Here is a 14994-nt window from a genome sequence, read left to right as displayed (position 1 = left end):
GTCGTGAGATCAACTCGAGCTATTTGTCGACCTAGTAATTAGTAGGAACTCCATCTACTATAGTGGACACGCGCCCTCGTCGGCGCGCCGAGGGGGATTCTCGAAATGACTCGTGAACTCACCCACTTCATCGGCGGCAAGCACGTCGCCGGTACGTCGGACCGCTTCAGTGACGTGTTCGACCCGAGTACCGGAGAGGTGCAGGCGAAAGTTCCGCTGGCGAGCAATGCCGAGATAACAGCCGCGATCGCCAACGCCGAGGAGGCGCAGGTCGCCTGGGGCGGCACGAACCCGCAGAAGCGCGCCCGGGTGATGCTGAAGTTCCTCGACCTCATCGCGAAGGACACTCAGAGCCTCGCCGAGTTGCTTTCGAGCGAACATGGCAAGACGGTCGATGACCAAGGGCGACATTCAGCGCGGCGTCGAGGTCATCGAGTTCGCAGCCGGGGCCTCGCACCTTCTCAAGGGCGAGTACTCGACGGGCGCGGGTACCGGCATCGACGTCTATTCGATGCGCCAGCCCCTCGGTGTTGTGGCGGGGATCACCCCGTTCAACTTCCCCGCGATGATCCCGCTGTGGAAGATGGGCCCAGCGCTCGCTGCGGGCAACTCCTTCATCCTCAAGCCGAGCGAGCGCGACCCCTCTGTCCCGCTGCGCATTGCCGAGCTCTTCCTCGAGGCCGGCCTCCCGGCGGGCGTTCTGAACGTCGTCAACGGCGACAAGGAAGCCGTCGACGCCATCCTGCACGACGACCGCATCAAGGCTGTCGGGTTCGTCGGTTCGACGCCGATCGCGCAGTACATCCACGAGACCGCTGCCGCGAACGGCAAGCGCGCGCGGTGCTTCGGCGGGGCGAAGCACCGGATGAGCGCGCCCGTGGAATCAGTGCCAGTGGAACCACAAGAACAGGTCCTCTTCGAGCAGTGCGGCCCCCTCGGCCTCGTGACGCTGAATCGCCCTCGCGCGATCAACGCACTCACGCACCGGATGGTGCAGCTGATACGTGCGGAGCTCGATCGTTGGGCGAGCGACGACTCCATCGACACGGTCGCGATCATCGGCGCCGGCGACCGAGGTCTCTGCGCCGGCGGCGACATCGTGTCGCTGTACGAGGATGCGACTTCCGGCGACGGCACCGCCGCCGCGCAGTTCTGGTTCGATGAATACCACCTGTACGCCGAGATCGCGCGATTTCCAAAGCCGATCGTGGCCGTCCAGGACGGAATCGTGCTCGGCGGCGGCGGCGGCGGCGGCGGCGGTATCGGCATCTCCGCACACGCCTCGCATCGTGTGGTGACCGAGCGCGGGCGCCTGGGCCTGCCCGAGGTCGGTATCGGATTCGTGCCCGACGTCGGTGCCACCTGGCTGCTCTCGCACGCGCCCGCGCAGCTCGGCACGTTCCTCGCGCTGACGGCGGGATCGATCGGTGCGGCAGATGCGATCGAGGTCGGCCTCAGCGATGTGCATATCCGTTCCGAGAACGTCACGAAGCTGCTCACCGCTCTTAGGACGATGGATGCCGGTGAGGCGGTCATGCTGCTGGCGGAGGACCCGGGAGAGGCGTCACTGTGCGCTGCGCGCTCCTGGATCGAGTCGGCCTTCGATGCGGACTCCGTCAATGAGGCGATCGTCCGGCTACGTACGGCGGGGGCGGCGGAGGCGGACGCTGCAGCCGACACCATCATCGCCAAATCACCGACGGCCCTGGCCGTGACGCTCGAATCGCTGCGCCGCGCCGCACGCCTCAGCTCACTGGAAGACGCACTCGATCAGGAGTACCGGGTGTCCCGCCGCATGCTGGCGACACTCGACTTCGCCGAAGGAGTGCGAGCGCAGGTCATCGACAAGGACCGCAACCCCCGCTGGAATCCCGCGGGTGATGTCGATGCGGCCGCCGTCAGCGGATTCTTCGCATTATCCGATGACCACGAACTCGCGATGACCACGAACTCGGCCTCGCCTCAGCGGCGGCCGCTTTGAAGGAGAGTTGAGATCATGACGACCATCGCATTCCTCGGACTGGGACATATGGGCGGCCCCATGGCCGCGAACCTCGTGAAGGCCGGCCACCGCGTCATCGGCTTTGACCCGGCCCCGGCAGCGCTCGACGCCGCTCGCTCGGCCGGTGTCGAGATCGCCCCGGATGCTGTCACGGCGGTCGGCGACGTCGACACCGTGATCACGATGCTCCCCACCGGCGCGCACGTGATCTCCGCCTACTCGGGTGAAGGCGACACCGCCGGGCTGCTGGCCTCGGCCAAGCCGGACACGCTCTTCGTCGACTGCTCGACGATCGCCGTCGACGAGGCGCGGCAGGCGCACGACCTGGCCGTCGCCGCGGGGCACCGTGCGGCGGATGCCCCGGTATCCGGTGGAGTGGTCGGCGCGGAGAAGGGCACCCTGGCGTTCATGGTCGGAGCCAGCGACGACGATTTCGCGACGCTGCAGCCGCTTTTCGAGGTCATGGGCGGACGCATCGTGCACTGCGGTGGCTCTGGCCTCGGCCAGGCAGCGAAGGTCTGCAACAACATGATCCTCGGCATCTCGCAGATCGCGGTCGCTGAAGCCTTCGTGCTCGGTGAGCGTCTAGGACTTTCACACCAGGCTCTGTTCGATGTGGCATCGAATGCGTCTGGCCAGTGCTGGGCATTGACGACCAACTGTCCCGTCCCCGGGCCGGTATCGACGAGCCCCGCGAACAACAACTACGAACCAGGATTCGCCGGAGCGTTGATGTCGAAGGATCTCGGCCTGGCGGAATCCGCCATCGACCTGACCGGCGTCGACGCCCAACTGGGCCGGCATGCACGCGAGATCTACCGGGCCTACGCCGACGGCGACGGCGCGCGCCAGGACTTCTCCGGCATCATCAACACCATCCGCGCGCAGAGCGCGACGACAGACGCCTGACAGGAGTACGACCATGGGTGCATACGAAACGATCATCGTCGAGACCAAGGGCCGCGTCGGCTGGATCACGCTCAACCGACCGGAGGCGCTGAATGCGCTGAACTCGACCCTCATCCGGGAGATCGTGACCGCCGGCAAGGTGTTCGACGCGGACCCCGAGATCGGCGCCATCGTCATCACCGGCTCGGCTAAGTCGTTCGCCGCCGGTGCCGACATCAAGGAGATGGCCGACAAGGGATACATTGACATGTACCTCGACGATCCCTTCGCCAGCTGGGGTGATTTCGGGCGGCTGCGCACACCGGTGATCGTCGCCGTTGCGGGGTTCGCGCTCGGCGGAGGGTGCGAGCTCGCCATGATGGCGGACATCATTCTCGCCGCTGACACCGCGAAGTTCGATCAGCCGGAGATCAACCTCGGCGTCATCCCGGGCATCGGCGGCACCCAGCGGCTTCCTCGGGCGATCGGTAAGTACAAGGCTGCCGAACTCGTGCTCACCGGCCGACTGATGGGCGCCGAAGAGGCGGAGCGTTCGGGCGTGGTGTCGCGAGTGATCCCGGCCGACGAGCTGCTCGCAGAGGCGGAGAAGGTCGCCGGGACCATCGCATCGAAGTCGCTTCCGGTGGTCTACGCGGCCAAGGCGGCGCTGCAGGCCGACGAGGAGACGAGTCTCGCCGAGGGGCTGCGATTCGAGAAGCAGGCATTCGCCGCGACGTTCGCGCTGGACGACCAGTCCGAGGGGATGGCGGCGTCCCGCGACAAGCGCTCCCCGAACTTCAGCCACCGTTGAGTGATCGACGCTGCCCCCACAGGCAGCGCCGATTCACAGCGGATCGGGGCCCGGTACGGGATCCCGGAAGTCGCCCGCATCCTTGCGAAAGCGTGCGAGGATGCGCACGAGGTCGACCGTGTCGTCGTCGGCGAGGCCCACGTCGCTGAACACGTCGTTGAGGGATGCCGTGGCCTTTTCGATGACCTCGCGGCCGGTATCCGTCAGCACGACGAGTGCGGCGCGTCCGTCGTCGGGGTGCGTCTCGCGCTGCACGAGCCCGTCCTTGACGAGGCGCGAGACGGTGTTCGTCACGCTGGTCGGGTGAACCTGCAGCCGCGCGATAGCGCTGGCCATCGGCATCCGTCCCTCGCGTGTGAAGGCGAGCAGCCTCAGCATCTCGGAAATCTATTCGTCTTGGCGCACCTGAGCGAACACACCTCGCAGAGCTTGTGCGTTGTGGGCACGTTGGGGTGGTCCGCGATACGGGCGGAGTCTCAAGACCTTGCTGATTTCGCAAAAACGGCGAATTCTTCGTCTGTGATTGGTCAATAGTCAGTACGAACTTTCCGTACCGTCGAATCATGCCCGCCCCCACTGTCCCAGACATCGCAGCCCAGCGCGCCGCGTACTTCGTCTCGGATAGCACGGGTGTCACCGCCGAAACCCTCGGCAATGCACTTCTCGCAAACTTCCCCGGCATCCGCTTCCTCAAGCACACGATCCCGTTCGTCGTCACAGACGCCGAGGCGCGCAGCGTCGTCGCCAGCATCGACGCTGACGCAGAACAAGGCCGCGCACCGCTCGTCTTCACCACGGTGAAGCACGCTGCACTCCGCAGCATCCTCGCTACCTCCAAAGCCACGCTCATCGACCTCCTCGCCGGCCACCTCACCGAGCTCGAACAAGCGCTCGGCGTGACGGCATCCGAACAACTCGGCAATTATCACGGCCTCGGCGACACCGACCGCTACTTCGCACGTATGCGCGCTGTCGAGTACGCCATCGAGCATGATGACGGCCAGAGCGCGAGAGCTCTCGACCAAGCGGATGCGATCATCATCGCCCCGTCCCGCTGCGGCAAGACACCCACGACCATGTACCTTGCGCTGCAGCACGGGCTGCGAGTCGCAAACTACCCCCTGACGGACGACGACTACCCGACCGAGGGACTCCCGCGCGCCGTCGCGAAGTACGGCGCCCGCTGCTTCGGACTCACCACCACTCCGCTGCGACTGAGCCAGGTCCGCCATGAGCGGCGCCCCAGCTCGCAGTACTCCAGCCTCGAGCAGTGCACCATCGAGCTGCGCCGCGCAGAAGACCTCTATCGACGAAACCGTGTTCCCTTCCTGAACTCCGCGACCAAAAGCGTCGAGGAGATGTCCGCGGTCATCATGCAGACCATGAAGCTGCGTGCGTGACCGTGTTTTCAATGAGCCCAGTGAAAGAAGCATCACTATGAGCAACATCCTCTGGTTCGACGAAGTCGGCATGGCAGACCTTCCCCAAGTAGGCGGCAAGAACGCCTCCCTCGGCGAAATGGTCTCCCACCTCTCCGACCTGGGCGTGCGCGTGCCTGGAGGTTTCGCGACGACAGCGGATGCCTACCGTGCGTTCCTCGCCGAGAGCGGCCTCGACCTGCGCATCCGCGAGGCGGTCGAAGCAATCGATGTCGATGACGTCACCCAGCTCTCCCGCGTCGGCGCAACGGTGCGCGAATGGATCGAGCAGCAGCCCCTGCCCGCCGACATCGAACGCGACATCCGTGACGCTTACACGCGCCTGGTCGAGAACGACCCCGCACCCGACTCTGTCTCCTGGGCAGTGCGCTCCTCGGCCACCGCAGAGGATCTGCCAGACGCCTCCTTCGCCGGGCAGCAGGAGACCTTCCTTAACATCTCCGGTATCGAGCACATCCTGCAGGCAGTGAAGCAGGTGTTCTCCTCGCTTTACAACGACCGAGCGATCTCATACCGGGTGCACAACGGCTTCGACCACCACGACGTCGCGCTCTCCGTCGGGGTGCAGCGGATGGTGCGCTCTGATATCGGAGCGTCCGGAGTGATGTTCACCGTCGACACCGAATCAGGTTTTGAGGATGCGGTCTTCATCACCAGCTCCTACGGACTGGGCGAGGCCGTCGTGCAAGGTGCTGTGAACCCCGATGAGTTCTACGTTTACAAGCCGGCGCTTGCCGCCCTCCGTCCCGCGATCCTCAAGCGCTCCGTCGGCGAGAAGGCCATCGCGATGCGATACACCGAGAGCGAGCAGGTCGGCGGCACGACGGTCTTCGAGGACGTCCCGGCTGACCTGCGCCGGCTGCTCAGCATCACGGATGCCGAGGTCGAAGAGCTTGCCAGGCACGCGGTCACGATCGAGCAGCACTACGGCCGACCGATGGACATCGAGTGGGCGCGTGACGGCGTCGACGGCCGGATCTACATCTTGCAAGCTCGCCCCGAGACCGTCGTCTCCCGCGCCGATGCGAACGTCATGCGCCGCTTCGTGCTGGCCGAGCGCAGCGAGGTGCTCTCCACTGGACGTGCCATCGGCCAGAAGATCGGATCGGGAGCTGTGAGCGTGCTGCGCAGCATCGATCAGATGGCGGACTTCACGGCGGGCGATGTGCTCGTGGCCGATATGACCGACCCCGACTGGGAGCCGATCATGAAGAAGGCGTCCGCGATCGTCACGAACCGCGGTGGCCGCACCTGTCACGCGGCGATCATCGCGCGCGAGCTCGGCATCCCTGCCGTCGTCGGCACGGGAGATGCGACCAGCGTGCTCCCGGACGGCCTCGATGTCACCGTCTCGTGCGCCGAAGGCGACGACGGACTCGTCTACCAGGGTCTCCTCGACTTCACTGAGGAGGAGACGCACCTGGATCGGATGCCGGAGGTCCCGGTCAAGATCATGATGAACGTCGGCACACCCGATCAGGCCTTCTCCTTCTCCCGCTTGCCCAATCGCGGCATCGGACTCGCGCGCCTGGAGTTCATCATCAACCGCCAGATTGGCATCCATCCGCGTGCGCTCCTCGAATACGACTCGCTCCCGGATGACCTGAAGACCCAGATCGCCGACCGCATCGCCGCGTACCCGACCGCGCGTGAGTACTTCATCCAGCGAGTTGCCGAGGGTGTCGCGATGCTCGCGGCGGCGTTCGCTCCGGAGCCGGTGATCGTGCGGATGAGCGACTTCAAATCGAACGAGTACGCCAACCTGCTCGGCGGTGACCGTTACGAGCCGCACGAGGAGAACCCGATGATCGGGTACCGCGGGGCGTCGCGGTACATCTCGGCGGACTTCCGCGAGTGCTTCGACATGGAGTGCGAGGCGATTCGTCGCGTGCGCGACGACATGGGGCTTACGAACGTCAAGATCATGATCCCGTTCGTGCGCACGGTCGCCGAGGGCGCAGCCGTTGTCGAGCTTCTCGCCGCCAACGGTCTGCGCCGAGGTGAGAACGGGCTCGAGGTCGTGATGATGTGCGAGGTGCCGTCGAACGCGCTGCTGGCGGATGAGTTCCTCGACCACTTCGATGGATTCTCGATCGGTTCGAACGACATGACGCAGCTGACGCTTGGCCTTGACCGAGACTCGGCGCTCGTCGCTGCGACATTCGACGAGCGCGACCCCGCAGTGAAGAAGATGCTCGCGATGGCGATCGAGGCATGCCTGCGCCGCGGCAAGTACGTCGGCATCTGCGGACAGGGTCCGTCGGACCACCCGGACCTCGCCGACTGGCTGCTCGATCAGGGCATCGAATCGATGTCACTCAACCCCGACACGGTGGTCGAGACCTGGATGCGGCTGGCACAGCGAGCGGACAAGGCGGTTCCCGTTGCCGGCTGACAGGTCGCCGGGAACCGTGCCCTGTCAGGCGGGCAATAAGCTTCCGGTATGATGTCCAGCTCGATGAACTCCACGCCCGGTGAGGTTCATCACGTCGTCGCGCTGGAGCAGTTCGCTCCGGATGCCGCGGTCGAACTGGCGGCCGCGGCCGACAAGAGCGGTTTCGCTGGCACGGTCGTGGCTGACCGGTTCCAGCCGTGGCTACCCAGCCAGGGAAATGCGTCGTTCGCGTGGGCTGTGCTCGGTGCCATCGGGCAGCAGACCACCGGAATGGTGACAGCTTCGGCCGTGCCGGGCTATCGGATGCATCCAGCAGCGGTGGCGCAGGCCAGCGCGACGCTGGCGACGTTGTATCCGAACCGGCACCGGCTCATCCTCTCCGCGGGTGACGCGATCGACGAACACATCGTGGGTCAGTACTGGCCGGAAGCGTCCGAGCGTGCGGCGCGGCTGTTCGACGCGGCAGAGGTCATCCGCAAACTCTTCGCAGCCTCGGCCAAGGGCAATGACACTCGTCATTCCGGCCCGCACTTTCGGTTGGAATCGTCGCGCCTGTGGACGATGCCCACGTCGCCGCCCCTGATGCAGGTCTGGGCAGGCGGTCCGATGACGGCGCGGCGTGCGGGGCGCACCCTCGACGGCATGGTCGTGCAGGCAGGCCCGGCAGAGCGAATGGCGGCATTGCTCAATGCATTTCGGGAGGGCCGGCGGGAGGCTGGACGTTCCACGGAGTCCGCGCAGACGGTTGTCCACGCGCAGCTATCGTGGGCGCCCACCGATGACGAGGCGATGACCCAGGCATTGCGGGACTGGCCGATGGCTGGCTTGCGTTTCCCAAGGGGCGACATCCGCTCGCCGTTCGACGTCGATCAACTCGCGCGTTCCGTCACAGCCGACGACATTCGCGCGCGCATCCCCGTCTCATCCGACCCCGAGGTTCATCGCGCGTACCTGCAGTCATTCTTTGATCTCGCTTCGACGCCGTCCATATGCACAACGTTGGGTCGCGCACACAGGGCGAATGGATCGAGATTGCCGGCCGTGAGATTCTCCCGAAATTGGTGAAATGACATGACTGATCGGATGCAGGTGTGGGCACTCGCGGGAATCCCCGAAGTCGCCGCGGGTGCTGACCTGCCCAGAATGATTCTGGATGCCATCACCGCGGCCGGAGACGAACTGATCGATGGCGACATCCTGGTCGTTACATCGAAGATCGTCTCGAAGGCTGAGGGGCGGTCGGTGCGAGCGGAGGACCGCGAGGACGCGATCACCTCCGAGACCGTCCGTGTCGTCGCGACGCGTGAACGCGCGGACGGTGGTGTGACGCGCATCGTGCAGAACCGTCTCGGCATCGTCGGGGCCGCCGCGGGCGTGGATGCCTCCAACACCGAACCGGGGACGATCCTGCTGCTGCCCGTGGATCCGGATGCTTCTGCCCGCAAAATCGCGTCGGAGATCCGTGCCGAGAGCGGTGTGAAGGTCGGCATCATCGTGAGCGACACCCTGGGGCGCCCGTGGCGCGATGGGCAGACCGATGTCGCTATCGCGCCGCGGGAGTGCACGTCTTCGACCAGCTGCAGGGCGAGCTCGACAGTGCAGGTCGTCCACTGATCGTGACGCAGCCCTGCGTTGCGGATGAGCTGGCGGCTGCCGGTGACCTGGTCAAGGGCAAGATCAGCGGATGCCCGGTTGCTGTCGTGCGGGGACTGGGACGCCTCGTGGGCGGCCTTGATCTTCCCGGCGCCTCGAGCATCGTGAGATCTTCCGAGAAGGACATGTTCCGACTCGGCGCCGACGAGGCGCACCGGATCGGATTCGACGAGGGATACAAAGCTGCCGGTGCGGCCGCTGAAACGAAGGAGACAGTCAATGACGCTGACACTGGGTTATAAGGCATCTGCCGAGCAGTTCGCTCCGCGTGAGCTGGTCGATATCGCTGTTGCGGCGGAGCGGCATGGGTTCGAGTCGGTGGCAGTGAGTGATCATTTCCAGCCGTGGCGATACACGGGTGGTCACGCGCCGTTCTCGATCGCGTGGGCCGCGGCCGTCGGAGCGCGCACCGAGCGGATTCGGATCGGTACGAGTGTGATGACGCCGACGTTCCGCTACAACCCTGCGGTGATCGCGCAGGCGTTCGCGACGCTCGGATGCCTGAGCCCGGGGCGGGTCTTCCTCGGCGTCGGCACCGGCGAGGCGTTGAACGAGATCGCCACTGGATTCCAGGGTGCGGGTGAGCAGGAGTGGCCGGAGTTCCGTGAACGCTTCGCTCGGCTTCGCGAGTCGATCCGTTTGATGCGGGCGTTGTGGACGGGGGAGCGGACGAGCTTCGACGGCGAGTACTATTCCACGCACGATGCATCCATCTATGACGTCCCAGAGGGCGGTGTCCCGGTGTATATCGCCGCGGGTGGCCCGACGGTGGCGAAGTACGCCGGGCGTGCGGGTGACGGGTTCATCTGCACCTCGGGCAAGGGTCGGGAACTGTACGTCGACAGCCTCGTGCCCGCGGTCAAGGAGGGTGCGGCCGCGGGCGGTCGCAGCTTCGAGCAGATCGATCGGATGATCGAGATCAAGCTGTCCTATGAGGAGACGACTGCGGCCGCGCTGGAGAACACCCGCTTCTGGGCGCCGCTGTCCTTGTCGAAAGAACAGAAGCACGACATCACCGACCCGATCGAGATGGAGAAGGCCGCGGATGCCCTCCCGATCGAACAGGTCGCGAAGCGCTGGATCGTCGGCACCGACCCGGATCAGGTCGTCGCGGAGATCAAGGAGTACATCGACTGGGGCTTCAACCACCTCGTCTTCCACGCCCCCGGCCACGACCAGGAACGCTTCATGACGTTGTTCGAACGAGACCTCGCACCGAGACTGCGGGCGCTGTAAGAATGAGCGACTCCCGTGCTCCGCGGATTGTGGTGCTCGCCGGGGGAGTCGGCGGCTCCAATTTCGCACTCGGCGTGCGCGAGGCGCTGCGACGCAGGGGAGCAGACGCTGCCTCGCATCTGACGATCATCGCGAACACCGGTGATGATCTGTGGTTGACAGGAGTGCGGCTGCAGCCCGACGTCGACTCCCTCGTTTACGCACTGGCGGGGGTCAACGACGCTCAACGTGGGTGGGGCCGCGCGGGCGAATCCGAGCGGGTCAGCGCGGAACTCACGCAGTGGGGTGCCAGCTGGCCATGGTTCACTCTCGGCGACCTGGATCTAGGGTTGCATCTCGCGCGGACGGGATGGTTGCGCGATGGTGCGACAGCCAGCGAGGTGATCGGCCGGATGGCGCAACGATGGCCTCTGGGCGCGCGAATCCTTCCTATGACCGACGCGGAGGTCGACACGATCGTGACGGTTCGCGAGGGCACCGCGGAGCGCTCGATGCACTTCCAAGAATGGTGGACGCGACACCGGGCAGCGTTGACACCTGTGCGCTTCGACAATCCAGGAGTCGCCGCGGCATCTCCCGCGCCCGGCGTGATCGAGAGCATCGCCGACGCTGATCTGGTGCTGCTCGCCCCGTCGAATCCAGTCGTCTCGATCGGGCCCATCCTCGCTGTCCCCGGTATCCGTGACGCGCTGCGTGACACTCCGGCATCCATTGTCGGAACGTCGCCGATCATCGCCGGCAGCGTTGTCAGAGGCATGGCCGATGTCTGTCTGGCGGCGATCGGTGTCGATTCGAGCGCGGCGGCGGTCGCGGCGCACTACGGAGCGCGTGCGGACGGGGGATTGCTCGATGCATGGCTGATCGCCGAGGAGGATTCCGTGCTCTCAGCCAACATCGACGCATCCGGCATCGCTGCGGTCGTCAGGCCCTTGTGGATGCGGGATCTCGACACGTCGGCCGCGCTCGCGGAGGACGCCATGCGGGCCGGCGAGGTGCACCGGCCGAGGCGTGGTCAAGCCGCGCGGTAAGAAGTGTGCCAGGCCGCGGTGTGCACGCCAAGGCCGAGCTCGGCGGCATGAGCGAGGCCGGCAGCCGTGTCGACGTCGCGGCGCAGAGACGACTGAGCGGGAACATTCATCGCGACGCATCCCATCCGCTGGTGCGCCGCGAACGATCCCGGTCCGAACATCGATTCCCAGTGGACGTCTGCCGACGCGGTCACCAGCGTGGATCCGATGCCCTCAGCATCCGCCACCACCCCGCGGGGCACGCCGCACGCCATGTGAAGCGCTTCGCCGAGATCGACAGGGGTGAGCGCCGGCAAATCGCCGAGCAGCGCTGCACGCCAATGCAGTGATGCGGCTGCCGCGCCAGCGGCGATCGCCGCGTTCAGCCCCGCATCTGGATCAGGCACGAAACGCACGGTGTCGGGCAGCCACCGGGGAAGGTCATTGTCATCGGTCACGACGATGACCTCGCCCACCGCATTGCAAGCCAAAGCGGCAAGAACGGTGTCTGTCGCCAGCGCCAGGGCGAGGGCGGCGCGCTCGCCTTCTGCGACGTTGAACCTCGATTTCGCGCGCTTGGTGTTCTTGATCGGTACGATCACCGTCCACATGCGCGCCGCGCTCCCACGGCACGGCATCACCGGTGCGTCATCGCGCATGTACGCCACCCGTGGACGAACCGGTCAATACCCCGGCATCGAGCGGCGAGAACGCGATCAACGGCGAGCCGTCCACTGGATGCGGGATCACATCGGCGCGCACGCCGTAGACGAGCTGGATCAGCTGAGGAGTGAGAGTCTCCGCAGGCACTCCGGATGCCACGACCCGACCATGGTCGACGACGATGACCTGGTCGGCGTAGCGGGCAGCAAGGGGAAGATCATGCAGCGCCGCGAGGATCGCGATGCCATCGTCGGCAAGCGTTCGCATCAGCCCCAGGGTGTGCAGTTGCGAGTGGATATCGAGGTGATTGGTCGGCTCGTCCATGAGCAGCAGCGTCGGCTCCTGCGCGAGCGCGCGGGCCAGCAGCACTCGCTGGCGCTCGCCGCCGGAGAGCTCCTGGAACCGGCGCTCGGAGAAGGCGTCCGCCCCAGCGCGACGCAGCGCCGCTCGGGCGATATCGGCATCCGCCTGATCCGGCCCGCCGAGCATCGAGAGATGAGGAGTGCGCCCGAGCAGCACGACATCGAGCACGCTCAGGTCGAGATCGGTGTCTGCCTGCTGCTCGACGAGCGCGGTGTAGCGCGCCCTCGCGCGGCGCCGCATCGTGCGAGCATCCGTCCCGCCGAGCTCGATCGCGCCCGTCGTCGGCGCATCCGCGGCGGCGATCAGATGCAACAGGGTCGACTTGCCCGCGCCGTTGGGGCCGACGAGCGCGGTGAGGGAACCGGCCTCGACAGTGCAGTCGATACCGTCGATCAGCATCCGCCCGCCTCGACTGAACGAGACGCCGTGAGTACGAAGGGGCGCGCGCGTCATGAGATCCTCCGAGAGCGCAGCAGCAGGAGCCCGAACAACGGCGCCCCGATGAGTGCAGTGACGACGCCAACGGGCAGTTCCCTCGGGTCGAATAGCGTGCGGGCCAGGGTGTCGGCCCAGATCAGGACGATTGCACCGGTCAGCGCCGACAAGGGCAGCAGCACGCGGTGCCGCGCGCCGACGATCAGTCGCACGGCGTGGGGGACGACCAGACCGATGAAGCCGATCGAACCGCTCACCGCGACCAGGCACCCAGTCAATAGTGCCGTGGCGCCGAGTAGGATCCAGCGGGTTCGCTCGACCGAGACCCCGAGTGAGGCAGCCGCACGATCGCCGAACGCGAAGGCATCCAGGGCGCCAGCGCTCAGCATCAGCGGCCCGCCCACTAGCACCATCGCCGCCAGCGCGAGGATGGCCATCGGCCAGGTAACACCGGCCAGCGACCCGAGCAACCACCCGAGGATCTCCCGGTAGGTGTCGCCGGTCGCGCTCCAGAAGATCACCAGGCTCGTCAGCGCGCCGAGCGCCGCAGAGACGGCGACGCCGGCCAGGATCGTCCGCGATGCGGTCATGCGCCCGATCGCACCGGCTAGCACGAGTGTCAGTGCCAGCGCGCCCAAAGCACCGCCGAACGCGGCGAGAGGAAGCGCGATCGAGAACCCCAGCACGATCACCAGGACGGCACCGAAGGATGCGCCGGAGGAGAGACCGAGCAGATAAGGGTCAGCGAGAGGGTTGCGCAGCACCGCCTGCATGATCGCCCCGCAGATCGCGAGACCGGCGCCGACTGCGGCGGCGGCGAGCACGCGCGGCATCCGCAACTGCCAGATGATCCCGTCGCGCAACGTCGTCAGAGAGGATTCCCCGATCCCTAGATGAGACAGGATGCTGCCCCACACCTCGCCGGCGGATATCTGCGCCGGGCCCAGGGTGACGCTGACCACGACGGAGAGCCCGAGCGCGATGATGAGCGCGACCGTCCACGCGCCGGTGCGCGCGCCGGACCGATCGCGCCGATCGGAATCGGGCGCGATCGCGCGTTGATTCGAGGTGAGGGCGGTCACGGCAGGTCGATCGCCTCCAGTTGGGTGAGCAGAGACTCGACGGCCTCGACATTGCGGACCCCGGCTTCGCCGGCGGGGAACGGGACGATCAAGTACCGACCGTTCAGAACCGCCGGAAGCTGTGCCGTCGCCGGGTTCGCCTCGAGCATGCCGATCTTCTTCTCCGCTGAACTCCACGCAGAATCGACCAGCACGATGACATCAGGATTCGCGTCGACGATGACTTCCCAACTCAGGCTTGACCAGGTCTCGTCCACATCTGCGGCGATGTTGGTGAGGCCGGCGGCATCCATCATCATCTGTGGTGCGCCGATGCCCGCGCCGACGAACGGGGTGTCGCTGCCCGAGCTGAACCAGAGCGCGGTCAAGCTCGATCATCGGGCGTGACGGCGTCGAGGCTGTCCTGCAAGCCAGCGACAAGCGCGGCCGCGTCATCCCGGACGCGAAGATCGCCCCCACCTGCTCGATCTCGGCGAAGACGTCGTCGAACGTCAGCGGATCGGGCTGGTATCCGGGCTCCTGGCAGGCAGCAGGAGAGACGAGTGTGTTCACCCCCAGGCTCGCGAGCGTTGCACGATCGCCGGCGCCATCGGCCGTGACGTTGGACTCCCAGCCGGCGTAGACGAGGTCGGGCTCAAGATCCAGGGTCGCCTCTTGTCCGGGCACCTTGTCGGAGATCACCGGGATCTCGGCGCCGCGAGAGGCCCACGCTTCTGCGAGCGATCCGTCCGAGAAGGCGGTGCCGATCATCCGGTCCTCAAGGCCGAGCGCGAGCATCATCTCAATCGAGGTCGACTTGATCGCGAGGACGCGTTCCGGTGCGCTATCGAACGTCACCCTTGTTCCGCAGTTGTCGAGCGTGAGGGGATAGGCGCTCTGGGCAGGCGACGAGCTCTTCTCGGGTGCGGCCTCGGCAGTGGATGCACAGCCAACGAAAGCGGATGCTGCGAATAGGACGGCAATCGAGGCGATGATTCGCTGGCGGGGTACGGGCATGATTCTCCTGGCGCTGGTCTGGAA

At 66.1% G+C, this 14994-nt stretch carries 14 protein-coding genes and 2 pseudogenes; 10 read left to right on the top strand and 6 right to left on the bottom strand.

All coding sequences use genetic code 11. The features are described from left to right. Window positions 1-105: 105 nt before the first annotated feature. The 4 genes and pseudogenes from DC31_RS17395 to DC31_RS01930 form a co-directional block, all read left to right on the top strand. Window positions 106-868 (top strand): annotated as a pseudogene (locus DC31_RS17395) (aldehyde dehydrogenase family protein); the annotation flags it as partial. Continuing rightward, entirely contained in the window at window positions 866-1981 is a 1116-nt protein-coding gene (locus DC31_RS01940; RefSeq protein WP_036276856.1) for a 3-hydroxyisobutyryl-CoA hydrolase, read from the top strand. The pseudogene DC31_RS17395 and the gene DC31_RS01940, both read left to right, overlap by 3 nt. A 15-nt stretch (window positions 1982-1996) precedes the next feature. After that, the gene (gene mmsB, locus DC31_RS01935; RefSeq protein WP_036276382.1) at window positions 1997-2911 is read left to right on the top strand and encodes a 3-hydroxyisobutyrate dehydrogenase; all 915 of its coding nucleotides are present in this window, start codon (window positions 1997-1999) and stop codon (window positions 2909-2911) included. A 13-nt stretch (window positions 2912-2924) separates the two neighbouring features. Then, window positions 2925-3701: an enoyl-CoA hydratase-related protein gene (locus DC31_RS01930; protein ID WP_036276379.1), complete on the top strand. Its 777-nt coding sequence runs from the start codon at window positions 2925-2927 to the stop codon at window positions 3699-3701. A gap of 33 nt (window positions 3702-3734) precedes the next feature. On the opposite strand, the gene DC31_RS01925 is transcribed toward DC31_RS01930, so the two are convergent. Continuing rightward, window positions 3735-4079 (bottom strand): MarR family winged helix-turn-helix transcriptional regulator, encoded by a 345-nt coding sequence (locus tag DC31_RS01925; RefSeq protein WP_081813668.1) that lies wholly within the window; start codon window positions 4077-4079, stop codon window positions 3735-3737. Between the two features lie 185 nt (window positions 4080-4264). Between DC31_RS01925 and DC31_RS01920 the strand changes: the two genes are divergently transcribed. The 6 genes and pseudogenes from DC31_RS01920 (at window position 4265) to cofD (ending at window position 11452) form a co-directional block, all read left to right on the top strand. Then, window positions 4265-5101 carry a pyruvate, water dikinase regulatory protein gene (locus tag DC31_RS01920; protein WP_036276376.1) on the top strand — a complete coding sequence of 279 codons (837 nt, stop codon included), beginning with the start codon at window positions 4265-4267 and terminating at the stop codon, window positions 5099-5101. A 37-nt stretch (window positions 5102-5138) separates the two neighbouring features. Continuing rightward, window positions 5139-7535, top strand: coding sequence for a phosphoenolpyruvate synthase (gene ppsA, locus DC31_RS01915; protein WP_036276372.1), 2397 nt, complete (start codon window positions 5139-5141; stop codon window positions 7533-7535). Between the two features lie 48 nt (window positions 7536-7583). Beyond that, the gene (locus tag DC31_RS01910) at window positions 7584-8600 is read left to right on the top strand and encodes an LLM class flavin-dependent oxidoreductase (protein WP_235201269.1); all 1017 of its coding nucleotides are present in this window, start codon (window positions 7584-7586) and stop codon (window positions 8598-8600) included. Between the two features lie 6 nt (window positions 8601-8606). Then, window positions 8607-9430 (top strand): annotated as a pseudogene (cofE, locus tag DC31_RS01905) (coenzyme F420-0:L-glutamate ligase). Then, window positions 9408-10424, top strand: coding sequence for a glucose-6-phosphate dehydrogenase (coenzyme-F420) (gene fgd, locus DC31_RS01900; RefSeq protein ID WP_036276370.1), 1017 nt, complete (start codon window positions 9408-9410; stop codon window positions 10422-10424). The pseudogene cofE and the gene fgd overlap by 23 nt, the downstream one beginning before the upstream one ends. 2 nt (window positions 10425-10426) lie before the next feature. After that, window positions 10427-11452: a 2-phospho-L-lactate transferase gene (cofD, locus tag DC31_RS01895; protein WP_051606320.1), complete on the top strand. Its 1026-nt coding sequence runs from the start codon at window positions 10427-10429 to the stop codon at window positions 11450-11452. On the opposite strand, the gene cofC is transcribed toward cofD, so the two are convergent. Genes cofC through DC31_RS01875 form a run of 5 tightly spaced genes read right to left on the bottom strand, consistent with a single transcriptional unit; the run spans window position 11437 to window position 14970 of the window. Then, complete coding sequence (gene cofC, locus DC31_RS01890; RefSeq protein WP_235201268.1) at window positions 11437-12090, bottom strand: 2-phospho-L-lactate guanylyltransferase; 654 nt, start codon at window positions 12088-12090, stop codon at window positions 11437-11439. The genes cofD and cofC overlap by 16 nt on opposite strands. Continuing rightward, the gene (locus DC31_RS01885; RefSeq protein ID WP_051606318.1) at window positions 12080-12910 is read right to left on the bottom strand and encodes an ABC transporter ATP-binding protein; all 831 of its coding nucleotides are present in this window, start codon (window positions 12908-12910) and stop codon (window positions 12080-12082) included. Before DC31_RS01885 ends, cofC begins: the two co-directional genes overlap by 11 nt. Continuing rightward, window positions 12907-13974, bottom strand: a complete 1068-nt coding sequence (locus tag DC31_RS01880; protein ID WP_442921833.1) for a putative F420-0 ABC transporter permease subunit — start codon at window positions 13972-13974, stop codon at window positions 12907-12909. Before DC31_RS01880 ends, DC31_RS01885 begins: the two co-directional genes overlap by 4 nt. After that, window positions 13971-14288: an ABC transporter substrate-binding protein gene (locus DC31_RS18960; protein WP_235201297.1), complete on the bottom strand. Its 318-nt coding sequence runs from the start codon at window positions 14286-14288 to the stop codon at window positions 13971-13973. The genes DC31_RS01880 and DC31_RS18960 overlap by 4 nt, the downstream gene beginning before the upstream one ends. Continuing rightward, a complete protein-coding gene (locus tag DC31_RS01875; RefSeq protein WP_235201305.1) occupies window positions 14176-14970 on the bottom strand; it encodes a hypothetical protein in 795 nt (264 codons plus the stop codon). The genes DC31_RS18960 and DC31_RS01875 overlap by 113 nt, the downstream gene beginning before the upstream one ends. Window positions 14971-14994: the final 24 nt, after the last annotated feature.

The sequence above is a fragment of the Microbacterium sp. CH12i genome (assembly GCF_000685355.1).
GTDB lineage: Bacteria > Actinomycetota > Actinomycetes > Actinomycetales > Microbacteriaceae > Microbacterium.
Note: the sequence above shows the minus strand (reverse complement) of the source record. Positions and strands in the feature narration are given on the sequence as shown.

Coding starts and splice junctions, on each gene's coding strand:
- DC31_RS01940 (WP_036276856.1), top strand. CDS start 866: ATGAGCGCGCCCGTGGAATCAGTGCCAGTGGAACCACAAGAACAGGTC.
- mmsB (WP_036276382.1), top strand. CDS start 1,997: ATGACGACCATCGCATTCCTCGGACTGGGACATATGGGCGGCCCCATG.
- DC31_RS01930 (WP_036276379.1), top strand. CDS start 2,925: ATGGGTGCATACGAAACGATCATCGTCGAGACCAAGGGCCGCGTCGGC.
- DC31_RS01925 (WP_081813668.1), bottom strand. CDS start 4,079: ATGCTGAGGCTGCTCGCCTTCACACGCGAGGGACGGATGCCGATGGCC.
- DC31_RS01920 (WP_036276376.1), top strand. CDS start 4,265: ATGCCCGCCCCCACTGTCCCAGACATCGCAGCCCAGCGCGCCGCGTAC.
- ppsA (WP_036276372.1), top strand. CDS start 5,139: ATGAGCAACATCCTCTGGTTCGACGAAGTCGGCATGGCAGACCTTCCC.
- DC31_RS01910 (WP_235201269.1), top strand. CDS start 7,584: ATGATGTCCAGCTCGATGAACTCCACGCCCGGTGAGGTTCATCACGTC.
- fgd (WP_036276370.1), top strand. CDS start 9,408: ATGACGCTGACACTGGGTTATAAGGCATCTGCCGAGCAGTTCGCTCCG.
- cofD (WP_051606320.1), top strand. CDS start 10,427: ATGAGCGACTCCCGTGCTCCGCGGATTGTGGTGCTCGCCGGGGGAGTC.
- cofC (WP_235201268.1), bottom strand. CDS start 12,090: ATGCGCGATGACGCACCGGTGATGCCGTGCCGTGGGAGCGCGGCGCGC.
- DC31_RS01885 (WP_051606318.1), bottom strand. CDS start 12,910: ATGACGCGCGCGCCCCTTCGTACTCACGGCGTCTCGTTCAGTCGAGGC.
- DC31_RS01875 (WP_235201305.1), bottom strand. CDS start 14,970: ATGCCCGTACCCCGCCAGCGAATCATCGCCTCGATTGCCGTCCTATTC.